Raw genomic sequence first — 26,638 nt, 5'->3', positions numbered from 1 at the left:
GTGCTTACCTAGCAAACTACAGGCCAGCTTCTTTCAGCGCCGCCGCCGCCATGGCCTGCATCACGGTATCAACCTGTCCGATCGGGCCGCTCAGTGAAAACCGGACCGCTGGATAGGTCGACCGCAGGGCCGTCACCATCTCCGGCAACTCCCGCTTCAGATGCCCGCCCTGAGCGATGAACATCGGCACGATGGCAATCTGCGTCGCACCGGCTGAGATTTGTGCCTGCACACACTCGCTCAAGGTCGGCGACATGAATTCCAGAAAAGCCAGTTCGACCGTTGCACCGGGCCGCGCGGCCTGCACCAGCGATTGGACATGACGCATCGGTGCCGCCCACTCCGGGTCGCGTGCACCATGGGCAAAAAGGATCAGGGTCTGGGACATGAGGTTCTCCGAGTGAGCGCCCCATTCTATCAGCCTCATTGCAGGCGCAGCAGCGCCAACGCGAAGTACACAAGAGAAGCGCAGATGCGCCGTTTGTGGGCATCCTTCACTGCTCGCCTTTGACAGGCCGACGGTCAACGCCCCCAATGACTCAAATCGGGAAACATGGCGACTGGGTGCGGCTGCTTCACCTTGTCAAGCGAAACAAAACGGTTATGCTCCTTTTGTCCTCGTTGCGCCCACCGGTCATCCGCGCTCATGAAGCCCTTCGCCCTGCTTGCTTCACTCCTCCTGACACTGCTTCTGAACGGCCCGGTCCGCAGCGCCACTGCCGATACGCCGCCGGGAGAGGCTGCGCATCTGCTGGTCTTGCTCTCCTATCACCATGGCCACAGCTGGGAAGACGATATCCTGCGCGGTTTTGAAGCCTGGCAGGATGCGCCGGGAGAACGGCCGGTCCTGCATGTCGAATGGATGGACACCAAGCGCTATGTCTCGCCGGCCTATCGTCAGCGCTACCAGCAATTCCTGGAGGAAAAATACGCCGGCCGGAAAATCGATCTGCTGGTGGCGGTCGACGACCTGGCGCTCACCTTCGCCGCCGGCAGCCCAGCCTGGCGATCCGTGCCCATCGTATTCAGCGGCATCAATGGCGACCCGGCCACCCTCATCGGCCAACGTGGCAACGCCACCGGGATTGCCGAGCGCTACGAAGTCGGGCGCACCCTGGCCCTGGTCATGTCCCTGCACCCGCAAACCGAGAGAATCATCTTCATCACCGCCACGGACGAATCCGGCGCCGGCAACCGGCGCACCATCGACCGCGGGCTGTCCGCGCTGCCGCCCGGGACTCGCCAGCGCCTGAGCATCGAACACTGGACACCGGCGCAGCTTGAAGAAATTGATGCGCCCCTTGCGCAGCTTGGGAAGCACACCGCAGTGTTTGCCCTCGGCTCCATCCAGAACCGGAGCGGACGCCCCGTGAGCAATGAACACCTGGCGGCCTATGTCCGGGCCAGGACGACGGTACCGGTTTACTCGGACATCGATCGTGCCATCGGTCACGGTGCCCTCGGCGGCTATGTGAACAGCGGCCTGGAAAATGGTCGCCTGATGGCAGATATGGCCCGCCGCATCCTCAGCGGAACAGCGGCCGATCAGATTCCGATTGTCTTCGACACCCCGCAGGTCTTGCTGGCCGACTATCAGGAACTGGTCCGCTTTGGCCTGTCCGCACAAGATCTGCCTGCCGATGCCCGCATCCGGAACCGCCCGCCCTCGCTGCTCGACCCGGAAAACCGCCCGCTGCTGGTCGGCTCCATCGCCGCCGTGCTGATTCTGAGCCTGCTCCTGATCCTCCTTGCCATGCGGGCGCGCCTGCGCATCCTGAACATCGAAAGCGAGAAAGCCCGCGCCCTCGAAGCGGCCAATACCGCACTGGAGCAGGCGCGTGCCGCGGCAGAAACAGCCAGCCAGGCAAAAAGCACCTTTCTGGCTAACATGAGCCACGAGTTGCGCACGCCGATGAACGCCATCATGGGCATGACCAACCTCGCACTCCGCCGGGCGGAGGATCCCCGGATCAAGGATCAACTGCAAAAAATCGATCTGGCCTCGCGCCATCTGCTGCAGGTCATCAACGACATCCTCGACATTTCGAAAATCGAAGCCAACCGCCTGAGCATCGAAACCGCCCCCTTCCGCTTGCAGACCGTACTCGACAGCCTGTACAACCTGATTGGCCAAAAAGCCGCCGACAAGGGTCTGAAACTATGCATGGAACTGGCCCCCGACCTGGCTCAGACGGTCTATCTGGGCGATGCGCTGCGCATCGGTCAGGTACTCCTCAATTTCACCGGTAATGCCCTCAAATTCACCGAACACGGCACGATTACCCTGCGCGCCAGCATGCAGGAGGAAGGCCCGGACAGCGCACTGATCCGGTGGTCGGTCAGCGATACCGGAATCGGCATCGCACCGGCGGTACAGGCGCGCCTGTTCAATGCCTTCGAGCAGGCTGACAGCAGCATGAGCCGGAAATATGGCGGGACCGGGCTCGGGCTGGCCATCTGCAAACAACTCGCACACCTGATGGGCGGCGAGGTCGGCGTCGAGAGCACCCCCGACGTGGGCAGCACCTTCTGGTTCACGGTACGACTCGGCAAACCGGTAGCGCAAGCGGTGGCGACCTGCCTGCCGGATCCGTCACACCCCCCCGTTCCATCCGGGATGAGGCCCCCCGAAGCAGCACTTCGGGCCGACCATGCGGGCAAACGCATCCTGCTGGTGGAAGACGAACCGGTGAATCAGGAGGTGTCCCGCAGCCTGCTCGAAGACGTCGGACTCCGCGTCGACCTGGCAGAAAACGGCTGCGCCGCCGTCGAACAGGCACAAGCACATGCTTACGCATTGATCCTGATGGACATGCAGATGCCGCACATGAACGGCCTTGAAGCCACCCGCGCCATCCGGACCGGCTCATGCAATGCCGAGACCCCCATTCTCGCCATGACCGCCAATGCCTTCGACGAGGAACGCCACGCCTGCCTGGCTTCAGGCATGAACGACCACATCGCCAAACCCGTCCAACCGGAAACCCTCTACGCGACCCTGCTCGCCTGGCTGGACAAACCGGCCCGCTGAAGCAACAGGCGGTTCGGGCACCAGCAGTCCGCGCCGCAGGAGAAGCGCCCCGGCACGGCATGCAAGATGACGCGCCCGACAGTGCGTCGCCCGATTGCCATGAGCGCTAATCCATTTGATCTAACTCAAAAAAACTAGACAGCAAGCCCGCTATGCTCCCCCACTGACCAGAATTTTAGTTTCTGGCACAAAAACCAACAAAATCGCCACAAAACGGCGAAACCATGGGAACTCAGGGAGCATGGATAAGGATCAGGAAATCCTGGCCATCAGTCGTCTGGTCTTCGAGCTGACCCGCGTCAGCACCACCGGCAACGACCTGGATGCGCTGCTGGCCCGTCTGCATGGCTTGCTGCTCAGCCTGCCCGGTTTGCGGGTGGTGCCGCACAGCGCCCTGCTGCTCTACAACCCGCGCCACTATCTGGTCCAGGTTGCCCAGTTCGGCCTTGAACCCACCTGGAGTGTGCGTAACTGGCAAGGCCATGCGGCGCCCACGCCGCCTGCCCGACAGTGCACCGCCCGCATCGGCAAGCTGCGCGACCTGAGCGACCAGGTCGAACTGGTCGGTGTCACGGAAGAGGCCCCCTGTTGCATCCTGCCTTTGAACAGCGACCAGATGCCGATGGGCGTCGCGCTGCTCTTCATCGAGCCCGACTGGCAACCCGATGCCGTCGAACTCGAATTCATGAGCGAACTGGCCGAGGCACTCTCCATCCTGGTGTCCCGCACCCTGGTCAATGAAACCCTGCGCGTGCGCGAGGTGGAACTCGAACACGCCCGCACCGATGCGATTCGCCGCCTGGGCACCGCCTCCGAGTACCGCGACAACGAAACCGGCATGCACATCATGCGCATGACCCACTACGCGACCAGCATCGCCAAGGCACTCGGGCTCTCGGCCGAAGAACGCGAACTGCTGGGCATCTGCGCCCCGATGCACGATGTCGGCAAGATCGGCATTGCGGACAGCATCCTGCTCAAGCCGGGGCGGCTGACCTCGGACGAATATGAAGTGATGAAGCGCCATACCGAGATCGGCGAAACCCTGCTCGACGGCAACGATGCGCTGATCACGGCAGCCCGCGACATTGCGGCTTACCATCACGAGCGCTGGGACGGCACCGGCTACCCACGCGGCCTGCGCGGCGAAGCGATTCCCATCCTGGCCCGCATCTGCAGCATTGCAGATGTCTTCGATGCCCTCACCTCGATCCGCCCCTACAAGAAGCCCTGGCCGTTCGAAGATGCCATTGCCTATATCCGCGACGGTGCCGGCACCGCCTTCGACCCGGCCGTGGTCGCCGCCTTCGAGCAGGCGCTGCCGGAAATTTCACGCATCCGGGAGCTCTATCGCGACGACCTGATCGACCCCAATGCCATCATCGAACTCCCGGCCTCCGCCTATCGGCCGGATGGCTGGATCAAGTGGGAAGACAGCCTGAAAATCGGCATCGATGCGATTGATGAACATCACCGCTACCTGTTCGACCTGACCAATGACCTCTTTGATGTCGTGGCGCAGAAAAAAGGGGCGCGCGATGTCGCCCGCGTCCTGAAAGCGCTTGAAATGTACACGCAAGTTCATTTCCGGGCGGAAGAACGCATGATGGCGCACCACGGCTACCCGGAAGAGAAAAGCCAGCACCACCAGCATCGCGCCTTCGAGGCCAAGCTGGAGGAGTTCCGGGCCGAACTGCACGACAACCCGCTTACCGCCCAGTTCGACGTGCTGCTCTACCTGCGCGACTGGCTGATCCGGCACATTCGCGTCGAAGACGCCAAACTGCTCGTCCTCGTCACGCCTTAAGGGGCGTCGGCCTGCGCCCCGCTTGCCGGACGCAGGCGGATCAGGGCCGGATCATCGGCATGATCGAGCAGGATGCGGCGCACGCGCCCCTGCCAGAGCAGTCCGAACGCCCGTCTTTCCTCTGCGCCCGCCTGCCCGCTCAGGCAGGCCTGCATCAGCGGCATCATGGCCGGATCGGCCGGCACGACCGAGAGATCGAGATCAGCCATCAGGCTTGCCCCGGTATCGCAGCGCGTGGCCAGCAAACAGCTTTGCCCACCGAGCCCGAAACGCAGCAAATTGCGCCGCCCATACTGCCCGCCCAGGCCCTTGAAGCCGCCTTCAGCGGCAGCCCCGGTGAGCAGGGAAAGCACCGCGGCCTGAACGCCGGTCACGCCACTGTCGCAGGCTGCGGCAAAAGCCAGGTACACCCCGCCTCGCTGCGGCACTCCTGCCGGATAGAGCGCCTGCATCAGGCGCCGGCCGAGTACGTAGGCGGAAGCCACGGTCGGACAGGAATGGCCGGCCAGGCGAACGGCATCGGCGTAACAATAGGTCAGCAGGCCATCCACCGGCGCACCGAGCAATTCGGCCAGGGGATCATGGACCGTCAGGCACGGCGCCTGCTCGAAAAAGGCGGGGAAGGACATGGCGGGATGCGCTCGGCAATGTGAATGCCTGCCAGCTTAGTCCGACGGTCGACCGTCCCCCATAAGCAAAATCAAATCCGCGACAGCCCCGCTACCGTTGCCCCGTCGCCGGATACCCGGAAAGGCACCGGCCGCACGGCAACAGCCGTGCTCAGCGGTTCAACCAGAGCACGAGGACCAGATTCAGCGCCAGCGAGAGACCGGCCACGCTCTTCCAGAAACGCAGGGGATTGCGCTGGATCAGCGGCTGCTTGCCCGGCGCCGAGACAGGCCGGCTGGGGCCGCGCTCCAGCGCGAGCAGAAACTCCTCGGCCGTTTCGAAACGGTCCTCCGGCAGTCTGGCCACAGCCTTGAGCAGGATGTTCTCCAGCCAGCCGGGGATCTCCGGGCGCCAGCGCGTCGGCCGCGCCGGCTCGCCAAACTTGGGCTTCTGGAAGGGCTCGATTTCGCCATAGGGATATTTGCGGGTCAGCAGGTGGTAGAGCAGCACGCCCGCCGCATACAGATCGAGCCCCGTCGTCGGGGCTGCGCCCTCGAAGCACTCGGGAGCGAGATAGGACGGCGTCCCCGCCGTGCCCGGCTCGTCGCCCGGCTGCAATTCGCCCAGGCTCAACGCCACCCCCAGGTCCAGCACGCGCAACTGGCCGTCCTGCCCCAGATGCACATTGTCCGTCTTGATATCGCGATGCACGATATCAAGGCGATGCAGGGCGGAAATCGCCTTCAGCAGATGGATGCCCAGGCGGACCACCTCCCCCACCGGGAAGTGCTGACCGGACTCGATGCGCTGCGCCAGCGTGGCGCCGGCATGCCAGGTCATCAGGTAGTACAAACCGCTGCGCTGCTCGGCCGGCACCACTTGCGGGAAATACGGTGACACGACGCGTCGCGCCCGCCACTCTTCCATGAGCAAGGCGGTGATCGCCGTTTTATCGCCGACCATCGTCGGCTGCAAGGTCTTGAGGACCAACTGCTGCCCGTTGCGCGCATGGCGCACCCGATACACCAGGGTTTCTCGGGCATCGTGCAGGACGTCCTCCACGATCAGGCCATCGACCTCCTGCCCGACCTTCAGACGCGGCAGCAAGGGCAGGCTGGCGGCGCCCTCCAGGCTGTCCCGCAGGTTTTCCGGGGCCAGCGCGAGGATGTCGAGCACCACCGCCGTCGCGTTGTCATGGCCGCCCTCGGCCACCGCCAGGCTGGTCAGGGCCGCCGCCGCGGCCTGCGGTTCCGGATGATCGAGCAGCACCTCGGCCATCAGGGCATCCGGCAAGACGCCATAGACGCCATCCGAGACGAGCAGGAAACGGTCGCCCAGCGCCAGTTCGCCATCACCGAAATCCATCAGCACACGCGGATCGAGGCCGATGGCGCGCGACAGCACATTGCTCAGTTCCGGGTGTTCCCAGGTGTGATCGACGGTCAGTTGCTGCAATCGCCCGCCTTGCAGTCGATAGATGCGGGAGTCGCCGATGTGTGCCGTGTAATAGCGCCGACCGCGCACGACCAGCACCGACAAGGTGGTCGCCATGCCAGCGAGGGCCGGATTGCGGTTGCCTTCGGCAATCACCCAGCGGTTGAGCGCCGTGCTCACCGTTTCGATGGCACGCGGCACGCTCCAGGTATCGGGCGTCGCGAAGTAATCGGAGAGCAGGCCGCGCACCGTGTATTCGGACGCTTCCTGCCCGCCCTTGTGGCCCCCGATGCCATCGGCCACCGCGGCCATCGCGCCCTTGTTCTCCAGCTCCAGACCACTCGGCGTGGCGACGCCGCAGTAGTCCTCGTTCCGCTCGCGCGGGCCGGTCAGGGATGCATGTCCAACGGCAATATCCAGCGGCATTTCGGGCTCCTCAAACCGGTTGACCGTCTCCCGACGGTCAACCCGGCATTCACATCAAATTTTGGCGGTGGTCAGATGGCTCGCGCCCCACGTCGTACGCCAGCGGGTTTTGACACCGGTCAGGCCGAGCAGGGCCAGCACGGCCAGGCCGGCGAAGATCAGGAAACCGGCCTGGTAGCTGCCAGTCAGCTGCTTGGCGTAACCCAAGCTGGAGGCCAGGTAGAAGCCTCCCACCCCACCGGCCATGCCGACCAGACCGGTCATCACGCCGATTTCCTTCTTGAAGCGCTGCGGCACCAGCTGGAACACCGCACCGTTGCCCATGCCGAGCGCCAGCATGGCACACACGAAGACGATCAGCGCCATCCAGGCTTCCGGCAGACCGAAGCTGACGATGGCGAGGAAGATAGCGGCGAAGACATACATCACGGTCAGCGATTTCACGCCACCGATACGATCCGCCACGTTGCCGCCGATCGGGCGCACCAGCGACCCGGCAAAGACACAGCCGGCGGTGAAGAAACCGGCCATCTTCGGATCCAGACCGTACTGGGTGTTGAAGTAGATGACCAGCGAAGAAGCCAGACCGACAAAACCGCCAAAGGTCACCGAATAGAAGAACATGAACCACCAGGCATCCTTGTCCTTCAGGACCTTCAGGTATTCAGCCAGCGTCTTCGGCGGCGGGGCATCCGGCGCGTCCTTGGCGAGGATCAGGAAGGCGATGAAAACAATGATCAACGGAATCAGCGCCAGCCCGAAAACATTGGTCCAGCCATACGCCATGGCCAGGCCCGGGGCAAACAGCGCGGCAAAGGCGGTCCCGGAGTTACCGGCCCCGGCGATGCCCATGGCCGTTCCCTGATGCTCTGGCGGATACCAGCGCGAGGCAAGCGGCAAGGCCGCCGCAAACGAAGAACCGGCCACCCCGAGGAAGACGCCGAGGATCAGCACCTCCTTGAAGGAATGCACGCCGACCAGCCAGGCATAGGCCAGCGCGGCAATGACGATCACCTGACCGATGATCGCCGCCTTCTTCGGCGACAGGCGATCAACCAGCACGCCCATCACCATGCGCAGCAGCGCCCCGGCCAGCACCGGCGTCGCCACCATCAGGCCCTTTTCGGCATGCGACAAGCCGAGATCCTTGGCGATCCCGATGGCCAGGGGCCCGAGCAGGACCCATACCATGAAAGCCAGATCGAAGTAGAGAAATGCCGCCAGCAGCGTGGGCGTGTGGCCGGCCTTGAGAAACGATTTCTTGTCCATTTTGGCGCCTCTTTTTCAGTTGACCGCAAGACGGTCGTGAAGGGGGGATTGCGGAATCAGCGCATGACGCCCTTGCCATGAACCCGCCCCCGTTGGCGGCCTGATCGCTGTACTGGGTGTCCTAGCGCAAGGCCTGTGCCAGGTAGCCAACCCATTGATTTCAATGACATCGCACACCACCTCTCGGTAGCGCGCGCACCAAAACAAGGCGCGCCTCGCCAAGTCGGTGCGTACCGGATGCCTGACGCACCAAGCGGGCGCATCTACCCGCCTGCGCCGGCGCAGCCCGCAGGCAAGCCGCGGCAGGCCCCTCCGGGCCAAGGCCGCTGGCACGCCGAACATGCCATTGGAAAATCAATTTGGGCTACACTCTCCCGTCATTTAAGGAAAACCGCCCATGAAAGAATACAAAGTCGTGATTTACCAGGAAGGCCTGCTCGGCTCCCTGATTTTCGGTGCTTCCAAGGTCGATCCGGTGCGCTTCACCGACTTCCTCAATCAGAATGCCCGCCAGGGCTGGCGCGTCGTCACCATGGAAAAGGACATCCGCCGCATGCTGCTGCTCTGGCGCCGTGAAGCCTACGTCGTCGTGATGGAACGCGACGCATGAAAAGCGGCCTGATTGCCGCGCTGGCCATTGCCGTCGGCTGGGCCGGCCTGGCCATCGCCCAGCTCTGGCTCAGCCTGATGCCGGCCGAACAGTTCATCAAGATCACGATCACCGCCGGCATCCTGATCGGCATCATCCTGCTCGTCACGCTCGCCATCCGGGACTACCTGGCAGAGCGGAAGATGAAGGATGACGGCTATCTGGACGGCTGAACATGGCCCCCCGCCCATCCGGGCAGCCAATCGAGCGCCCAATCGAGATTCGCGCCGCGAGTTTTCCGGCCGACCGGTCAGCCGTGCTCGAGATATTCAGCGAGTACGTGGCCAGCCCCAAGGCGGATCTGACATTCCAGGACTACACCCGCGAATTCGCCCAGCTTCCCGGCAGCTACGCCGGCCCGCGCGGCTGTATTCTGCTCGCCTGGGTAGCAGGAGAACTGGCCGGCTGCGCCGCCCTGCGCCCGGTCGATGCCGTCATCGGGGAAATGAAGCGGGTGTATGTACGCCCGCTGGCACGCGGTCTGGGACTCGGCCGCCAACTGGTCACGACCCTCATCGCGCAGGCCCGCAACGCCGGCTATCACGAACTGCGCCTCGACGTCCTGCCGGAATTCACCGCAGCCCGCGCCCTCTATGCCCAGCTCGGTTTCCTGCCCGCTGCGCCGGTCAGCCACAATCCGATCCCGGGCACGGCTTTCCTCGGGCTAAGCCTTTAAGCGCCCGCCCCTTCCCTCTGCAGAACAAGCGCGTTCGCCAAGGCAAGCGACCGGATCAAGCCGGAGCGACACACGGCAGGAAAACGCGGAAGCAGGTGCCTGCGCCAACCTGACTCTCCACTTCGATACGTCCGCCATGCTTCTGGACGATGTCGTAAGACAGCGACAGACCAAGCCCCGTGCCTTTCCCCACCGCCTTGGTGGTGAAGAAGGGGTCGAAGATGCGACCGAGATGTTCGGGCGCAATGCCGCACCCCGAATCACACACCTCAATCCTCACAAAATCACCCTCCAGGCGCGTCCTGACCGTAATCGTGCCTCGCTCCGGAATGGCCTGCGCCGCATTGACCAGCAGGTTCATGACCACCTGATTGATTTGCGCCTGAACGCAATTCACGGGCGGCAATTCTGCAAAATCGCGCACCACCTCGGCCTTGTACTTGAGCTCATTCCAGACCACGTTCAAGGTGCTCTCGATCCCTGCATTGAGATCAGCATCGGCCCGTTCCGCCTGATCCACACGGGAGAAATCCTTGAGATCGGCCACGATTTTCTGAACCCGGACCAAGCCGTCCTGCGACTCATCGATCAGGGCCCGCAAGTCGTCCTTCAGGTAATCGTAGTCGGCGGCGGCATAGTCTGCTTCGCCCAGGGGACGGGCCCGGCCGGTATCCAGCAACGCCTGCATCTGCTGAGCATAGCGTTGCAGGGCATTCAGGTTGGATTTCACGAAACCGACCGGATTATTGATTTCATGCGCCACCCCGGCCGCCAGCTGACCAATCGAGGCCAGTTTTTCAGATTGCAGCAACTGAACGTGCGCAGCCTCCAGTTCCGCCACCTTGCCCGCCAACTCCAGCCAGCGGCGGCGCAACATTTCGAGCAAAAACCACCCCAGCATCGCGACACCGGCGCAAATCGCCAGCGTCACCACGCCCATTTCTACCCGCTGATGGGCCACCGCGGCCGCAATCGGCGCATAGTCCTGGCTGACACTGATGCCACCGCGCACATCGCCAAGCTGGTAACCCTGACGGGCATGACAGGCCAGACAGGCCTGTTTGACTGTCAGAGGCGCCATATAGCGCAAGCGCGGCCCTTCTTCCTGGTGTTCAATTCCCCAGGTTTCCAGAACCCCTTGCTCAAACCCCTTCAAGGCGGCGGTTTCCCATGCATCGGCCTGGTTCTCGGGGCGAATCGGCTTCAGGCTGGTCAGACGAAACTGCGCACCATTGCTGGCTTCCGCCATTTCTGCAATCAGGCGGGTCATGTACGCCGGATTGATCATCGTCAGCACCGTCCCATCCTGGGCGACCAGGTCCCGCTTGGGATGGTCCAGATGAGGATTGGGCGGTGTGCGCGAGGTAACCGGCACATACACCCCGCCATGGCTGGCATTCCAGTTACGCGTGAGGACCACCATGCGAAACATGTTGCGCGCGCCCTCAATGGCAATCTGTTCGCTATGCGCCTGCAAATCCCGGACATGACTGCTGTAGTAGAGCAGACACCCCGATAGCCAAAGCGTCAGTGGCAACAGCCACCAACGCCGTTCGCGCACGACACGGGGCACACGGATGTGGGGAGATGCAGCAGGCTGATGCACGTTGTCTGATTTCGATAAGGGCGTATGAATTATAGGGAGATTCCGACAACCCGGTGCTGTTCGTATTACCCTGGAAGTACCGGATTGTACAAACTTGGCAAAATAAGCATAAAGCCTTGCTCAAGCGCCCTGGGCACGCCAAACTAAAGGGCATGGGGGGAGAAACCGGCATGCGTGAAACATCGCAATTTGCATCAATCGAACAGCGACCTGTCGTCCTGATTGTCGATGACCATCCGCTCAATCTGGAGCTGGTCAAAACAATTATCGGCGATCTCGAAATCGACGTCCGTACGGCAGAAAACGGCACGTCCGCCTTGGCGCACGCGCATGCGCATCCCCGGCCCGATCTGATCCTGCTTGATGTCATGATGCCCGGCATGGATGGCCATCAGGTACTGGCCGCACTGCGCAGCACGCCCGAGACTGCCGGCATCCCGGTGATCTTCCTGACCGCCCTGGATTCAGCCGAAGACGAGCAGGCCGGCCTTGAAGAAGGCGCCGTCGATTACATTGCCAAGCCGATCCGCCCAGCCGTCCTGCTGGCCCGGGTCAAGGTCCAGCTTGAACTGCAGCGCAGCCGCCGGATGCTGGCTGCGCAAAATGCCGACCTCGCCGCCGAAGTGCATCATCGCCAGGAACAGAACACGGCCTTGAGCGAACGTCTGGAACTGACCCTCGCTGCCTCTGGCCTGGCCGTCTGGGAATACCACCCTGGTCCGCCCGGACGCTTGCACTGGAGCGTGAGCCTGAGCGAGGCCTTTGGGCTGGCCTGCGAGCCTGCGACCCCCGAGCAATGGCTGGCCCTGATGCACCCGGATGACCGGGCGCGCCTGAGCGAATTTCTGGACACAAAACAGGACATCGTCCATCTGGAATGCCGCATGCAGGACGGTGACGGCCACTGGCGCTGGATTGAGCTACAGGGACGCAGGCGCCCCTGCGCCTCCCCGGAACGCGCCCTGCTGACCGGGATCATGGCGGATGTGACAGCACGCCGTCAGCAAGAAGCCGAACACCGCCTCTCCGGCACCGTGCTGACCGGCATTCAGGACAGCGTCGTGATCACCGATGCCTCCTCCAGCATCGTCATGGTCAATACGGCCTTCACCCGCGTCACCGGCTACAGTGCCCATGAAGTGCTGGGCAAGAACCCGAGTTTTCTGAAATCCGGCCAGCACAACCAGGCGTTCTACGCTGCACTTTGGCAAAGCCTGAACGACACCGGTACCTGGCAAGGTGAAATCATCAATCGCCGGAAAGATGGCCAACTGATTACTGAGTGGCTCAATATTTCCGCCATCCGTAACGAACATCAGACCATCACGAATTACATCGGCATTCTGACCGACCTCTCGGAAAGGCAGGAAGCTGCCAGCCGCATTCAGTACCTGGCCACCTTCGATCCGCTCACCGATCTGCCGAACCGCACCCTCTTCGCTGACCGGCTGGAACAGGCACTGCTCAACATGCAGCGCTTCAAGCGTCGGACAGCCGTGATTCTGCTGGATCTGGACCGTTTCCGACTGATCAACGAGACCCTGGGGGCACCGGTTGGCGATGAAGTACTGACCGAAGTCGGACGGCGTCTGGCCTTGCAGGTGCGCGAAGGCGATACGATCGGCCGTCGCCATGGCAACGAATTCGGCTTCGTCATGGCGAATGTGGCCCAGGAGCATGATGCGATCACCCTGGCGCAGCGTGTCCTGGAAGCCATTTCGATTCCATTCGAGATCAACGGTGTTCCACTCTCCCTGAGCGCCAGCATCGGGATCAGCGTCGCACCGCGGGATGGCAACACGGCAGAACAATTGCTGAAGGCGGCCAATATTGCCCTCGACCGTGCCAAGGAAAGCGGCGGCAACAGTTTCCGTTTTTACTCGCCCAACATGGACGCGGATGCAGCCCGCCGCCTCAGCCTCGAAGTCGCACTACGGGATGCACTCAGCCGCAACGAACTGCATCTGGTCTACCAGCCGCAAGTCAGTTTATCGACCGGCCAGCTGACCGGAATGGAAGCGCTGCTGCGCTGGATACATCCGGAATACGGCGCGATTTCACCCAGCGAATTCATCCCCATTGCGGAAGAAACCGGGCTAATCCTGCCCATTGGCGAGTGGGTCATGCAAACAGCGTGCATTCAGACACGGCGCTGGCTTGATCTGGGCCTGATCCATCTGCGCGTGGCGGTCAACCTGTCGACACGCCAGTTCAGGCAGGAGAATCTGGTCGCCCAGGTGGAGCAGATCCTCCGGCAGAGCGGGCTTCCCCCCGCCGCATTGGAACTCGAAATCACGGAAAGCGCCTTCATCGAGGACATTGATCGAGCCATCGCCCATGCCCATGCACTCAAGGGGCTCGGCATCAAATTGTCACTGGATGATTTCGGAACCGGTTATTCCTCGCTGGCCTACCTCTCCCGCTTCCCCTTCGACAAGCTCAAAATCGATCAGGGCTTTGTCCGCGACATCACGGAAAACCCGGTCAACGCTGCCATTGCAACCGCGGCCATCGTGATGGCACGCAGCCTGAACCTGAACGTGCTCGCCGAGGGGGTTGAAACCGAAGCTCAGGCACGCTTTCTGCGCGCTCGACGCTGTGATGCGATGCAAGGCTATTTGTACAGCCGCCCCCTTCCGCCGCCGGATTTCGAAACCCTGCTGGCCGGCAATCCCTGCCTGAAGCTGGCAGAAATGCCGGGCGAGGACCAGCAAACCCTGGTTCTGGTAGACGACGAACCGAATGTCCTGAGTGCATTGACCCGCCTGCTCCGCCGCGAGGGGTACCGGATCCTGACGGCGGCATCCCCGCTCGCAGCCTTCGAAATCCTGGCCCAAAACAAAGTTCAGGTGATTGTTTCCGACCAGCGCATGCCGGACATGACCGGTACCGAGTTTTTCTCCCGGGTGCGTCTGCTCTACCCGTCGACCATGCGCATCGTGCTGACGGGCTATACCGAAATCGACTCCGTCAAGGCCGCCATCAACCGAGGCGCCATCTACAAGTTCCTGACCAAACCGTGGGAGGACGACGAACTGCGCGAACAAATCCGCGAAGCCTTCAGGCTGGCCAGGGATCTGATGCAACAAGCTCAGGAAGGCAAAACGGATGTCTAAGTTTATCCAGATCTTCCTGCGCTACTTCGTGCCCGGCGCGCTGATCATTGTGGTCGGCGCCTGGTTCATCATCGAAAGCGAGCGCCAGCACCGGCTCAACGACATCAAGGCGGAACAACGCATGGCGGTTGGCTTGGGCGCACAGGCCCTGCTCCCGCACATCCAGATGCTTGTTGCCGACATGGAATACCTGCGGCGCAATAACAGCGTGCAGGACATGGCCACGGCTTCGACGCCGCAGAACGTGAGCCGCCTGCAGGCGGAACTCGCCAACTTTATCCGGTCACGCAAAATCTACGACTCGGTACGCTGGGTCGATGCCAAAGGCGATGAACTCACCCGGGTCGAGCTGTATCAGGGACAAGCCCAGATTGCGCCTGCCGCCACACTCAGGCATGAGCAGGACGAAGCCTACTTCAAGGTGGCCATGGCAAGCCCGCCGGGCAAACTCTACCTGTCACGCCTGTCGCTGAATGTCGAACATCAGGAAATCGAACGCCCCTTCAAGCCGACACTGCGTCTGGCCGCCAGCATCGCCGATGAGCGGGGCGAAACGCGCGGCCTGCTCGTCCTGAATTACCTCGGTGACGAGATGCTCCGGCATTTCGAGGCAACGACCCACACGTTTGGCAATCAGTTTTCATTGCTGGATGGTGCCGGCTATTGGTTGCATGCAGTCGACCCTCAGGATGAGTGGGGTTTCATGGTCGGCGATACGGCGCGCAGCCTGCCGGTTCGGCACCCTGAAGCCTGGTCACGTTTTCAGGACATGGCGGGCCAATTCGAGTTGGCGGATGGGCTCTGGACCTTTGAAACAGTGCAACCGCTGGAGACGCACAGCCCCACGCTCCAGGCCGTCGATCCCATGCCCTATCGCTGGATCATTGTTTCCTACCTGCCTCAGGAACAACTCCTGACGGTGTTGCCCAGCCAACATCAACGCATCTGGCTGGCCATCGGCAGCTTGGTCATCCTCCTCGCCATCGGCAGCACCTTGCTGGCCCGGCAACAACAACGGGAACAGTCCCGGGAACTTCGCTACCAGGCCATCTTCGATAATGCCCTGGTCGGGATGGCCACCTCGTCCCCGGACAAGCGCTGGCTGACGGTCAACCCGGCGCTATGCCACATGCTCGGCTACACCGCCGATGCCTTGCAAGGGCGCTTATGGACGGAATTGACCCACCCGGATGACCTGTCGCTCAACCTGGCCGCCTTCGAGGCCACCCTGAACGGCCAACAACCCAGCTACAGCATGCGCAAGCGCCTGATCCGGGCCGATGGCAGCGCCATTTATACCGATATCACTTCGCATCTGATTCGCCGCCCGGATGGCAGCCCGGATTACTTCGTGACCATCCTTGAAGATGTCACCGCGCGCCAAGAGGCAGAACAGGAAAACGACCGCTTCAGCCATCGCGCCAATGTGTTGCTTGAACTGCCCAAACTTGCGGAAGTCAGGGATGAGCCACAGTTCATGCAAGCCGTGCTGGATCGCCTGGAAGCCCTGACCGAGAGCAAGATCGGCTTCATTCATTTCATCAACGACGATGGCCTCAGTATCGAACTGGTCACCTGGTCATCCGCCACGCTGACACAGGGCTGCAAAGCAGCCCCGGACCGCCACTATCCGATCGATGAAGCAGGCATCTGGGCTGACGCGGCTCGTACCAAAACACCGCTCATCGTGAATGACTACCCTCATGCGGCAAAGCGCGGCGTCCTCCCCGACGGACACACGCCTCTGATGCGTTTCATCTGCGTCCCCATCATCGAAAACGGGAACGTGAAAGTCCTGATGGGCGTGGGCAATGCCGCCCGCCCCTATCAGGACCGGGATGTCGAAACCGCGCAGCTTCTGGGTAATGAAACCTGGCGGATCATTCAGCGCCAGCGCAGCGAAAAAGCGCTCCAGGCCGCAGCTCAGGTCGTCAATGCCAGCCCGATTGTCTGCTTCCGCTGGCTGGCCGAGGAGGGATGGCCCGTCGCCTTTGTCTCCGATAACGTCAGCCAGTGGGGCTATATCCCTGCGGATCTGATGGCGGGAGAGCCGGCATTCGCCGATATCGTCCATCCGGATGACCTGGCACGCATTGTCGAGGAAGTCACCCAAAACACGGCACAGGGCAAGCCCTGCTACGAACAGGAATACCGGCTGATGACCCGGACGGGGGAACCGATCTGGGTGGTCGACCGGACGCGGGTCACGCGTGACGAGGCGGGCCATGTGCTCTGGTACGACGGTGTCTTGACCGACATTACCGAGCGCAAGCAGCAGCAGATGCGACTCTCCTCCGCCCTGGCTGAGCAGCAATCCCTGAACAAACGGCTGGAAGAGGCGAATAATCAGTTGCTGCAATCGGAAAAAATGGCGTCCATCGGACAGCTTGCCGCCGGTGTCGCCCACGAGCTGAATAACCCGATTGGGTTTGTTCACTCCAATCTCGGCACACTGGACGCCTATCTGAATGACCTGATGGGTTTGATCGAAACCTACCAGCAACTGACCGACAACCTCGGCAAGGATCATCCAGCACTGGAACGACTGGCGCGCCACAGGGAAGAAATCGATTTCGACTACCTGCGTGCCGACATCTTCCAGCTGATTGCCGAATCGAAGGACGGACTCGCCCGCGTCAAGAAGATCGTCCAGGACCTCAAGAATTTCTCACGCGTCGGCGAACAGGAGTGGCAACTGGCCAACCTGCATGAAGGCCTCGATTCCACGCTCAATATCGTCTGGAATGAACTCAAGTACAAATGCAAGGTGGTCAAGGAATACGGGGACTTGCCCCCGACCTACTGCCTGATTTCCCAACTCAACCAGGTGTTCATGAACCTGCTGGTCAATGCCAGCCATGCCATCGAGCAGCAAGGCACCATCACCATCCGGACGCGGCAGACGGATAGCCATCAGCTGTGCATCGAAATCAGCGATACGGGGTGCGGCATTCCCAAGGAAAACCTGACCCGGATATTCAATCCCTTCTTCACGACCAAGCCGGTCGGCAAAGGAACCGGGCTGGGACTCTCGCTCTCGTATAGCATCGTAGAACGACATCATGGCAAGATTGAAGTTGAGAGCGAGCTTGGCGTCGGCACCACCTTCCGCATTCTCCTCCCCCATGTTGCTGCACCGCCAGCCCAGCCTGACCCAGAGGAAACACAATAATGAGCGAGGCCACCCCCGCCACCCTGTTGTTCGTCGATGACGAACCCAGCATCCTGTCATCGCTCCGGCGCCTGTTCCGCCCCCACGGTTACCGCATCCTCGTTGCAGAGAGCGGCCAGGCGGGAATCGATACGCTGGCCACGGAAAGCGTCGACCTGGTCATCTCCGACATGCGCATGCCGGAGATGGACGGTGCCCACTTTCTCAAGGAAGTCCGCACCCGCTGGCCGGGCATCGTACGCATCCTGCTGACCGGCTATGCCGATATCAGCTCGACCATCGCCGCGATCAACGAAGGGGAAATCTACCGCTACATCTCGAAGCCCTGGGATGACGCGGAGATTGTCCTGATCGTGCGCGAGGCCCTGGAACGCCAGCGCCTGCTCAATGAAAACCAGCGCCTGACCGAGCTGACCCAGGCACAGAACGACGCCCTGAAAACACTCAATGCCAGCCTGGAAACCAAAGTCGCAGAACGCACCGAGGAAGTGCGCGAGGCGCTGAGCGAGCTGAAAAAAACCTTCCTCGCCACCGTTCAGGTCTGCGCCGGTCTGGTCGAATTGCGGGCCGGACAGGCAGGCCGGCAATTGGCCGGGCATGGACGCCGTGTCGCCGAACACGCCCGGATTGTCGCCAAACGCATGGCGCTCGCTGACAGCGACGTGCAAAACATCATGCTCGCCGGCCTGCTGCACGACATCGGCAAAATCGGCCTGCCGGATGATCTGCTCGACAAGCCCTTCAACCTGCTTACTCCGGAACACCGGGCTCTGGTCATGAAACACGCGGGACTCGGTCAAAGCATCCTGATGCCGATCGAAAAACTGCGCGATTGCGCCCAGATCATCCGCCATCACCACGAGCAGTACGATGGCAATGGCTACCCTGACCGCCTGGCCGGGATGGCCATCCCGATCGGCGCCCGCATTCTCGCCGTGGTCAATGACTACGATGCCCTGCAACTGGGCACCTTGGCCCAACGCCCGTTAAAGGCGGAGGATGCGCTGGCCTTCCTGATCGACAACCGCAGCAAACGCTACGACCCGCTGGTCGTGGATGCCTTTGCGGCCTACATCACCGAACAGAACCGCGGTGCCATCCGGGAAGTGCCGATGCGCCCCATGCACCTCAAACCGGGCATGACCCTCAGCCGGGAACTGAACCATCACGATGGCTTCCTGCTCCTGGCTGCGGGATGCAGCCTGACGGCTGACATCATTCAGCAACTGATCAAACTCGAAACCACCGACCAGCGTCCCTATACGCTGTATATCCGCCAGGAGGAAGCATGAGCCGGATCCTGCTCGTCGACGACGAAGAGTCGATCCTGAAGTCCCTGAAACGCCTGTTGCGCGTTGCCCCCTGTTCATTCGGCGGCAAGTCCTACGTGCTTGACATCGAAACCTGCACGTCCGCCAAAGCGGCCCTGGCGCGCGCGCGTGAAGAAGATTTCGATTTATTCATCAGCGACTACCGCATGCCGGAAATGGACGGCATCGAATTTCTCAAGGCGGCCAAGCAGATCCAGCCCGATGCCGCCCGCCTCATCCTCTCCGGCTATGCCGACCTGAATGCCCTGATCCGTGCGGTCAACGAAGTGGGCATCGAGCGTTTCATCGGCAAACCCTGGAATGACTACGAACTCCTCTCCGCCATCGCCCAGGCCCTGGCCCACCGCGAACTCCTGCTGGAAAACCGGGAGCTGGCCAATCTGGTACGCCAGGAAATGGGTGACGTTTCCCCCGAGGAACTCGAAGCCCAACGCCTCGAAGCCCTGGAACCCGGCATCACGGAAGTGCACTGGGGGCCGGATGGTTCGGTCATCCTCGACCCGGAGCTGGATCAGCATTGAATTCCCCCCTCGGCATCCCCCTCTTCATCCGCGTAAAAACCTGAGCCATGCAAGCCTTTCAATGGGATCGCCGGTTTGATACCGGCATCGAATCCGTCGACACACAGCACAAGCATCTGGTCGAGGTGGTCAATCAACTGGGCACGCTCCTGGAGACCGGCAACGACCCGGATGCCGAAGCGCTGACCGCCCTTTTCCACGATCTCGCCCAGTATGCCCATCGTCACTTTGCCGATGAGGAACAGCTGATGGCCGCCGCCGGGATCGACATCCGGCATCTGCAGGAACACGCCCGGCATCATCGCCAGTTTGTCGAACAGGTGGTGAACCTCTGGAATGCCCGCAGCACCCTCGCCCATCCGGCAGAAACCCTGCACGGCTTTCTGGCTTCATGGCTGACCGTCCATATCCTCGGCGAAGATCAGTTGATGGCGCGGCAAATTGCCGCTGTGCGTGCAGGCACGCCGCCCGAACAGGCATTCGCCAGCGAGGTGCGCACCGAAGACCCGGCGGCAGCCATCCTGCTCGGTGCCATGGAGCGCCTGTATGGTGTCCTGTCAGAACAGAACAAGCACCTGGCCAGCCTGAATCAAACCCTGGAGACCCGTATTGCAGAACGGACAGCGGAATTGTGGCAAGCCAACCAGACGATGGCGCGCGAACAACGCGAGCTGACCGCCCTGCTGCAAAAAGTCGAAGAAGCCCAGAACCAGCTCCTCCAGTCGGAAAAGATGGCGGCCATCGGTCAACTGGCGGCCGGGGTGGCCCACGAGATCAACAATCCGGTGGGCTTCGTCAATTCCAACATGGGGACCTTGAAAACCTACACCGCACAACTGTTTGAGGTCATCGATGCCTACGAAGCGGTGGCTGCCGGCGCACCACCGAGCCGTCTGGCCGAAGCCAAACGCGCGGCCGATCTGGCCTTCCTGCGCGAAGACCTGCCGCAGCTGATCGACGAATCCCAGGAAGGACTCAGCCGCGTGACGCGCATCGTCCAGGATCTCAAGGACTTTTCGCACATCGACGAAGCCGGCCAGCAGGAAGCGGATCTCAACGCCGGCATTGAAAGCACCCTGAACGTCGTCTGGAACGAAATCAAGTACAAGGCCGACATCGTCCGTGAGCTGGGGGACATCCCGCCCGTCCTCTGTGCCCCCGCGCAGATCAATCAGGTTTTCATGAACATTCTGGTCAATGCGGCGCAGGCCATCGAGACCCACGGCACCATCACGCTGCGCTCGGGGACACAGAACGGCCATGTCTGGTTTGAAATCGAAGACAACGGCAAAGGGATACCCGAAGAGGTCCGCAAACGCATCTTCGAACCCTTCTTCACCACCAAGCCGGTCGGCAAGGGGACCGGACTCGGCCTCTCCATTTCCTACGACATCGTGGTCAAAAAACATCGCGGCAGTCTGGATGTCCGCAGCGAACCCGGCAAAGGCAGCTGCTTCCGGATCGCGCTACCGATTCATCCTCCGGCGTAAGCAGGCAGCCCCTGTCCACGCCGGGTTCGCCATGAGGCGCCTGGCGCGCTGCTTCCGGGCCGCCGCCATGACCCAGCACCGGCGGGGACAATCCGTCACAGACCCGATGCCCCGGCTCGGCTAAGATCGGGTGTTCTACCTTGCTCGATACAGCACCGATGTCCGCCCCCAGCCCCCAGTTACGCACCCTCCCCGACCGCATCCGCCAGGTTGCCCTGTTCGAGGTCGGCGGACTGCTGCTGATCACGCCGCCCTTCATCTGGCTGAGTGGCGTGCCGGCTGGCGACTCCTTCCTGCTGCTGGCTGTGATCGCGCTCATTGCCGCACTCTGGAATGCCGGCTACAACACCGGCTTTGACTGGCTGGAAGGCCGCCTGACCGGACGGACGGCAGACCGCCGTCCCCTGCTCTGGCGCAGCGTGCACGCCCTTGGCTTCGAGGCTGGGCTGTTGCTGTTCAGCCTGCCCATCATCGTGTTCTGGACCGGCATGGGCTGGCTCGAAGCCCTGCTGGCCGACATGGCCATTGCGCTTGCCTACGTGGTGTATGCCTTTTTTTTCAACCTCGCCTATGACCGGGTGTATCCGATCAGCGCGCCCGATTGATCAAGCCGCTGCCCGACGGTCAACCTCATCCTGCGGGCAAAAACCAGCCGCCCCCCTGCCAAGGAGCCTGACATGTACGACCTCTATATCGGCAACAAAAACTACTCCTCCTGGTCGCTCCGCCCCTGGCTGCTCATGCAGCACTTCGGCATCCCCTTCCGCGAGCATCTGGTCTCCGTGGCCGGGCGCCCCTTCAACCCGGCCCTCAAACCGCTGGCCGGCAACGGGCGCGTACCCTGCCTGCATGAGGCGGATGGTTTCCAGGTCTGGGACAGCCTCGCCATCATCGAAACACTGGCCGAGCGCGAACCGGCGATCTGGCCGGGCGAAGCCCGCGCCCGTGCGCGGGCACGCAGCCTCTGTGCCGAAATGCACGCCGGCTTTACCGCCCTGCGCAGCGCCATGCCGATGAACCTCAAGCTGCGCCTCTGCGGCAAACCGGCGGAGGCCGATGTGCAGCGCGACATCGACCGCATCATCGAGATCTGGACCGAGGCGCGCAGCCAGTGTGCGCAGGATGACGGCCCCTGGCTGTTTGGCGCGTTTACGGCGGCCGACGCGATGTTCGCGCCCATTGCCTGCCGCTTCGACACCTATAACGTCCCGCTGCCGCCGCTCGCTGCAACCTACCGTGACACCGTGCTGGCCCATCCGGCCCTGCTCGCCTGGCGTGCCGCCGCCCTTCAGGAGCGCGAGGCGCACGCCCATTACGACAAACTGGCCGAGACCTACGGCGGCCCGCGCTAGAGCACGCAGGGGGTACTGAAAATCCGGCGTGTCCGACGGTCGACCGTCGGACACGCCCCAAAATCACCCGACGCGCAATCCCCCTGCCGGCAGCCTGCTACCATCGCGCCATGAGCCGCTACCAAGACCTCGCCGACCAGACTGAAGGGTTGATCCGCCACGGCACGCTGCGGCCGGGCGACAAGCTGCCCTCGATCCGCCAGGCCTGCCGCATCCATGACGTCAGCCCGGTGACCGTGACGCAGGCCTATTACCGGCTGGAAAGCCGCGGCCTGATCGAGGCCCGGCCCAAATCCGGCTATTTCGTCCGCGCCCACCTCAACACCGCGTTTCCGGAGCCGGAGATGCGCCAGCCGCACGCAGGCTCCAGCGCACTCGCCGTCAGCGATTTTATCTTCCAGATTCTCGACAGCGTGCGCGACCCGGACATCGTGCCGCTCGGCTCCAGCTTTCCCGCACCCACGCACTACCCGCTCGACAAGCTGGGCCGCTTTCTCGCCCAGGCCGCCCGCAAGCTCGACCCGCTGGCCACCGTGACCGACCTGCCGCCCGGCAACGAGGCGCTGCGCCGCCAGCTGGCCCTGCGTTACCTGAACCAGGGGGCACAGGTATCGCCGCAGGAGATCATCATCACGGCCGGCGCCATGGAAGGGCTGAATCTCTGCCTGCAGGCCGTGACCCGGCCGGGCGACGTGATTGCCGTGGAATCGCCCACCTTCTACGCAGGCCTTCAGGCCAGCGAGCGGCTGGGCCTCAAGGTGGTCGAAATCCCCAGCCATCCGCGCGACGGGGTCAGCCTGCCCGCGCTCGAAACGGCGCTGCGCACCCACCCGATCAAAGCCTGCCTGTTCATGCTCAATTTCGCGAATCCGGCGGGCAGCCTGGTGCGCGATGCCAACAAGCAGGCCCTGCTGGCCCTGCTTCGTCAGTACGACGTGCCGCTCATCGAAGACGATGTCTATGGCGAGCTCTATTTCGGCCCGACGCCACCGCGCTGCACCAAGGCCGACGACAGCGCCGGTCTGGTCATGCATGTCGGCTCCTTTTCCAAAAGTCTGGCGCCGGGTTACCGCATCGGCTGGGTGGCGGCGGGCCGCTACGCCAGCCAGATCCAGCGCCAGAAGCTCTCGCTCAGCCTCGCCACCGCCGTGCCGATCCAGATCGCCCTCGCCGATTACCTGCGTCACGGCGGCTACGACCAGCACCTGCGCCGCCTGCGCCACAGCCTGCTCACACAATCGGTCCGGATGATCGAGGCCATCGAAGCGCACTTCCCGCCCGGCACCCGGCTGACCCGGCCGCAAGGCGGTTACTTCCTGTGGCTGGAGTTACCGGCGCAGATCGACACCCTGCGCCTGCACCAGGCCGCACTCGAACGCGGCATCAGCATCGCCCCCGGCCCCATTTTTTCAGCGCAGCGCGAGTTCCGGCACCACCTGCGGCTCAATTTCGGCCATCCGGACAGTGCGCGACAAAGCGCGGCCATCGACGTCCTGGGCGAACTCATCCGCGCCCAACTGGCCGCCTGAGCGGCTGGGTACGGGCGCGGGCAATCTGTACCTATCCAATATCAAACAAACTACATCTGTTTCCATTTTGCCGCGGATGATCTACTCCGCCCTCAGGTCGTCGGGGCGATATTCCCCGGCATTGCGAGAGGAAGGAAACAGGGATGAGCCAAGCCGGCAACAAGGTGCGGGAAGCCAAAGTGGCGCTGTACCGCAAACAGGGCACGATTCACGCCAAAACCACCCGCGGGCGTTTTAACAGCCTGCGCTGGGGCATGGTCTGGCTGACCCAGATCATCTTCTATGGCACCTGCTGGCTGAGCTGGCGCGTGGGCGACACCACCCGTCAGGCCGTCTGGTTCGACATCGCGCACGAAAAGCTCTACCTCTTCGGCTGGGTTTTCTGGCCGCAGGATGCCTTGCTGCTGGCTTTTGTTCTGATTCTGGCCGCCACCGGGCTCTTTCTAGTAACCGCCCTCGCCGGTCGGCTGTTCTGCGGTTTTGCCTGCCCGCAGACGGTGTACACCAGCCTCTTCGTATGGATCGAAACGCAGATCGAAGGCGACCATCTGGCCCGACTGAAGCTGGATCAGGCCCCCGCCAGCCCGCGCAAGCTGCTGCTCAAGTCGATCAAACACGGCCTGTGGCTGCTCTTTGCCGTGTGGACGGCGATCAGCTTTGTCGGTTACTTCACCCCTATCCGCGAACTGCTGCCGGCGCTGGCCGAGGGGGCCGTCGGCCCCTGGGAAAGTTTCTGGCTGATTTTTTACGCGGCCTTCACCTACGTGCAGGCCGGGCTGGCCCGCGAAGCGGTCTGCCAGCACATGTGCCCCTACTCACGCTTTCAGGGCGTCATGTTCGATGCCGCCACCCGCACGGTGAGCTATGACGTGCTGCGCGGCGAGCCGCGCAGCCATCGTCAGGCGGCCAGCCCGCGCACAGCCCAACCCGGCGCCTGCATCGATTGCGGCATCTGCGAGCAAGTCTGCCCAACCGGCATCGACATCCGCGACGGGCTGCAATATCAGTGCATCAACTGCGGCCTGTGCATCGATGCCTGCGATCAGGTCATGCTGAAAACTGGCGCCGCCCCCGGCCTGATCCGCTTCATGTCCGAAGAAGAACATCAGGGAACGCCGCCTCGCTCCGGCATGCGCCAACGCCCACGCGTCCTGATCTACGCGGCCTTGCTGCTCGTCACCACGCTCCTCATGGCCTGGACGCTGCAAACGCGCCCGACCCTGCGCGCCGAGATCCTGCGCGACCGCGGCGCCCTGCTCCGGGAAAGCCCGGAAGGCCGGATTGAAAACGCCTATACGGTGAAAATCCTGAATCTGGCCGAACAGCCTCGCCGCGTGCACCTGACGGTGAGCGGCCTGCCCGGTCTGGCGCTGGTTGGGCGCAGCGACTGGCCGCTGGAACCAAGCAGCATCCTGGTGCTCTCGGTCACGGTCGCCGCGCCGGCAGAGGGCCCGCTACGCGGCAGCCAGCCGATCCGCTTTCACGTTCAGGACGATGACGGCAGCAGCGAGCCGATCAGCGAAAACAGCACCTTCATCCTGCCCTGAACGGGCGACAGGCGCGGCCGGATCAATCGCCGCGCCGGCGCAGCATGTAGAGATAGAGCGACTCAACCCGCTCGCGCGCCCACGGCGTGCGGCGCAGGAACTTGAGGCTGGAGGCGATGCTCGGATCGACGTTGAAACAGCGGATGTCGATTTCCCGCCCCAGCGCCGCCCAGCCGTAATGCTCGACCAACTCGGTGAGCAGCTTTTCCAGCGTGACGCCGTGCAGCGGATTATTAGGCTGGGCAGAAGGCGTGGGCGAGGCCGTCATGGCTTGAAATCCGGGTATGGAGAGACGTTGACCATCGGACAATCAGCGCTTGCGGCGCGCCGGCATCGGCTTGCGCTGACGCTGCCCCGGCCGGGCCTTGCTGGTCTCCGCCGCCTTCGGCTTCGGCACCAGCAGGTTCTTCGCACGACTGGCCGCCGCCGCACGATGCGCGGCAATCGCCTCACTCACTGCGGCAAGCTCAACCACCACGGGCGCCTGTTCCGCCCCCGGCACATAATCGACCAGCGCCTGCTTGGCCGCATAAACGCGGGCCTCGCCGTCTTCCTGCTTGGGCAGCGCCTGAAACAGCGCCATCCCTGCCGGGCTCAAGGCCACGCCCGCAGCGTCCCCAACCAGCAGGCCAACCACACCCAAACGCGCCAGGCTATCGACGAAACGCTGCTCCAGCGGCACCTTGATCTGCAGAAAATCAATCGCCGCCACAATCTCGACCAGTTCAGCCGGACGGCGCTTGGCAGCCAGACCGACAGCAAGCAGGAAAAGAGGATCGTGATCGTGAATGGGATGCATGGCGACTTTCAAAAACGGATGGCGCGGCGCGCCAAAGGACGAAGTGTACCGCCAGCCGGGCAGGCAAGTGGGAGATTTTTAGCCTGGCGGCAGCAATCGTCCGCTCGTACCTCGCCCCCTATTGCCTTTCCTCAGCGAAACATCAGCGGACAGCGCGGGATCGCGACGGAGTAGATGAAATTGCGGGAGGTCGGCAATCGGCCAGAAGCGGCCATTCTTCCTACAAGCAATTTTTGTCAGAAATGGTTTTGTAAGCTGCCGTTGAAATGCAGGT

At 62.6% G+C, this 26,638-nt stretch carries 22 protein-coding genes; 14 read left to right on the top strand and 8 right to left on the bottom strand.

The window, feature by feature from the left end:
- Nucleotides 1-16: 16 nt before the first annotated feature.
- Nucleotides 17-388: a CbiX/SirB N-terminal domain-containing protein gene (locus AACO21_RS15195; protein WP_346193374.1), complete on the bottom strand. Its 372-nt coding sequence runs from the start codon at nt 386-388 to the stop codon at nt 17-19.
- Between the two features lie 258 nt (nt 389-646).
- On the opposite strand from AACO21_RS15195, the gene AACO21_RS15190 reads away from it, so the two are divergent.
- Together AACO21_RS15190 and AACO21_RS15185 are read left to right on the top strand one after the other, a co-directional pair.
- Complete coding sequence (locus tag AACO21_RS15190; protein WP_346193373.1) at nt 647-3,031, top strand: response regulator; 2,385 nt, start codon at nt 647-649, stop codon at nt 3,029-3,031.
- A gap of 241 nt (nt 3,032-3,272) precedes the next feature.
- Nucleotides 3,273-4,838 (top strand): bacteriohemerythrin, encoded by a 1,566-nt coding sequence (locus tag AACO21_RS15185; RefSeq protein ID WP_346193372.1) that lies wholly within the window; start codon nt 3,273-3,275, stop codon nt 4,836-4,838.
- Here AACO21_RS15185 and AACO21_RS15180 read toward each other — a convergent pair.
- The 3 genes from AACO21_RS15180 to AACO21_RS15170 all read right to left on the bottom strand — a co-directional run bounded on the left by AACO21_RS15180 (nt 4,835) and on the right by AACO21_RS15170 (nt 8,576).
- Nucleotides 4,835-5,467: a hypothetical protein gene (locus AACO21_RS15180; protein WP_346193371.1), complete on the bottom strand. Its 633-nt coding sequence runs from the start codon at nt 5,465-5,467 to the stop codon at nt 4,835-4,837. The two genes, AACO21_RS15185 and AACO21_RS15180, sit on opposite strands and share 4 nt — an antisense overlap.
- A gap of 151 nt (nt 5,468-5,618) precedes the next feature.
- Complete coding sequence (locus AACO21_RS15175; protein ID WP_346193370.1) at nt 5,619-7,307, bottom strand: protein phosphatase 2C domain-containing protein; 1,689 nt, start codon at nt 7,305-7,307, stop codon at nt 5,619-5,621.
- A 54-nt stretch (nt 7,308-7,361) separates the two neighbouring features.
- Nucleotides 7,362-8,576 carry a nitrate/nitrite transporter gene (locus AACO21_RS15170; protein ID WP_346193369.1) on the bottom strand — a complete coding sequence of 405 codons (1,215 nt, stop codon included), beginning with the start codon at nt 8,574-8,576 and terminating at the stop codon, nt 7,362-7,364.
- Between the two features lie 397 nt (nt 8,577-8,973).
- Between AACO21_RS15170 and AACO21_RS15165 the strand changes: the two genes are divergently transcribed.
- The 3 genes from AACO21_RS15165 to AACO21_RS15155 are packed head-to-tail and all read left to right on the top strand — an operon-like array spanning nt 8,974 to nt 9,901.
- The gene (locus AACO21_RS15165; protein WP_346193368.1) at nt 8,974-9,186 is read left to right on the top strand and encodes a DUF4177 domain-containing protein; all 213 of its coding nucleotides are present in this window, start codon (nt 8,974-8,976) and stop codon (nt 9,184-9,186) included.
- Nucleotides 9,183-9,398 carry a hypothetical protein gene (locus AACO21_RS15160; RefSeq protein WP_346193367.1) on the top strand — a complete coding sequence of 72 codons (216 nt, stop codon included), beginning with the start codon at nt 9,183-9,185 and terminating at the stop codon, nt 9,396-9,398. Before AACO21_RS15165 ends, AACO21_RS15160 begins: the two co-directional genes overlap by 4 nt.
- A 2-nt stretch (nt 9,399-9,400) precedes the next feature.
- Nucleotides 9,401-9,901, top strand: a complete 501-nt coding sequence (locus AACO21_RS15155) for a GNAT family N-acetyltransferase (protein WP_346193366.1) — start codon at nt 9,401-9,403, stop codon at nt 9,899-9,901.
- Nucleotides 9,902-9,956: 55 nt separating this feature from the next.
- On the opposite strand, the gene AACO21_RS15150 is transcribed toward AACO21_RS15155, so the two are convergent.
- Complete coding sequence (locus tag AACO21_RS15150; RefSeq protein WP_346193365.1) at nt 9,957-11,507, bottom strand: ATP-binding protein; 1,551 nt, start codon at nt 11,505-11,507, stop codon at nt 9,957-9,959.
- Between the two features lie 116 nt (nt 11,508-11,623).
- Here AACO21_RS15150 and AACO21_RS15145 point away from each other — a divergent pair, with 116 nt between their 5' ends.
- The 9 genes from AACO21_RS15145 (at nt 11,624) to ccoG (ending at nt 25,565) form a co-directional block, all read left to right on the top strand.
- Entirely contained in the window at nt 11,624-14,623 is a 3,000-nt protein-coding gene (locus AACO21_RS15145) for an EAL domain-containing protein (RefSeq protein WP_346193364.1), read from the top strand.
- On the top strand, nt 14,616-17,795 hold the full coding sequence (locus AACO21_RS15140; RefSeq protein ID WP_346193363.1) for a PAS domain S-box protein: 3,180 nt from the start codon (nt 14,616-14,618) through the stop codon (nt 17,793-17,795). Before AACO21_RS15145 ends, AACO21_RS15140 begins: the two co-directional genes overlap by 8 nt.
- On the top strand, nt 17,795-19,087 hold the full coding sequence (locus AACO21_RS15135; protein WP_346193362.1) for an HD domain-containing phosphohydrolase: 1,293 nt from the start codon (nt 17,795-17,797) through the stop codon (nt 19,085-19,087). Before AACO21_RS15140 ends, AACO21_RS15135 begins: the two co-directional genes overlap by 1 nt.
- Entirely contained in the window at nt 19,084-19,647 is a 564-nt protein-coding gene (locus tag AACO21_RS15130; protein WP_346193361.1) for a response regulator, read from the top strand. Before AACO21_RS15135 ends, AACO21_RS15130 begins: the two co-directional genes overlap by 4 nt.
- Nucleotides 19,648-19,694: 47 nt before the next feature.
- Nucleotides 19,695-21,137, top strand: coding sequence for a bacteriohemerythrin (locus AACO21_RS15125; RefSeq protein WP_346193360.1), 1,443 nt, complete (start codon nt 19,695-19,697; stop codon nt 21,135-21,137).
- A gap of 158 nt (nt 21,138-21,295) precedes the next feature.
- The gene (locus tag AACO21_RS15120; RefSeq protein WP_346193359.1) at nt 21,296-21,742 is read left to right on the top strand and encodes a PACE efflux transporter; all 447 of its coding nucleotides are present in this window, start codon (nt 21,296-21,298) and stop codon (nt 21,740-21,742) included.
- Between the two features lie 72 nt (nt 21,743-21,814).
- Complete coding sequence (locus AACO21_RS15115) at nt 21,815-22,489, top strand: glutathione S-transferase family protein (RefSeq protein ID WP_346193358.1); 675 nt, start codon at nt 21,815-21,817, stop codon at nt 22,487-22,489.
- Between the two features lie 110 nt (nt 22,490-22,599).
- On the top strand, nt 22,600-24,018 hold the full coding sequence (locus AACO21_RS15110) for a PLP-dependent aminotransferase family protein (protein WP_346193357.1): 1,419 nt from the start codon (nt 22,600-22,602) through the stop codon (nt 24,016-24,018).
- Nucleotides 24,019-24,161: 143 nt separating this feature from the next.
- Entirely contained in the window at nt 24,162-25,565 is a 1,404-nt protein-coding gene (ccoG, locus tag AACO21_RS15105) for a cytochrome c oxidase accessory protein CcoG (protein WP_346193356.1), read from the top strand.
- 22 nt (nt 25,566-25,587) lie between these two features.
- Here the strand turns inward: ccoG and AACO21_RS15100 are convergent, their stop codons facing one another.
- From AACO21_RS15100 to AACO21_RS15090, 3 genes are all read right to left on the bottom strand, one after another.
- Complete coding sequence (locus AACO21_RS15100) at nt 25,588-25,833, bottom strand: VF530 family protein (RefSeq protein ID WP_346193355.1); 246 nt, start codon at nt 25,831-25,833, stop codon at nt 25,588-25,590.
- A gap of 42 nt (nt 25,834-25,875) precedes the next feature.
- A complete protein-coding gene (locus AACO21_RS15095) occupies nt 25,876-26,364 on the bottom strand; it encodes a hypothetical protein (protein ID WP_346193354.1) in 489 nt (162 codons plus the stop codon).
- Nucleotides 26,365-26,442: 78 nt separating this feature from the next.
- The coding region (locus tag AACO21_RS15090) for a hypothetical protein (protein WP_346193353.1) at nt 26,443-26,638 on the bottom strand (196 nt) is incomplete at its 5' end.

It is taken from the genome of Dechloromonas sp. ZS-1 (genome assembly GCF_039649255.1).
Taxonomy (GTDB): domain Bacteria; phylum Pseudomonadota; class Gammaproteobacteria; order Burkholderiales; family Rhodocyclaceae; genus Azonexus.
Note: the sequence above shows the minus strand (reverse complement) of the source record. Positions and strands in the feature narration are given on the sequence as shown.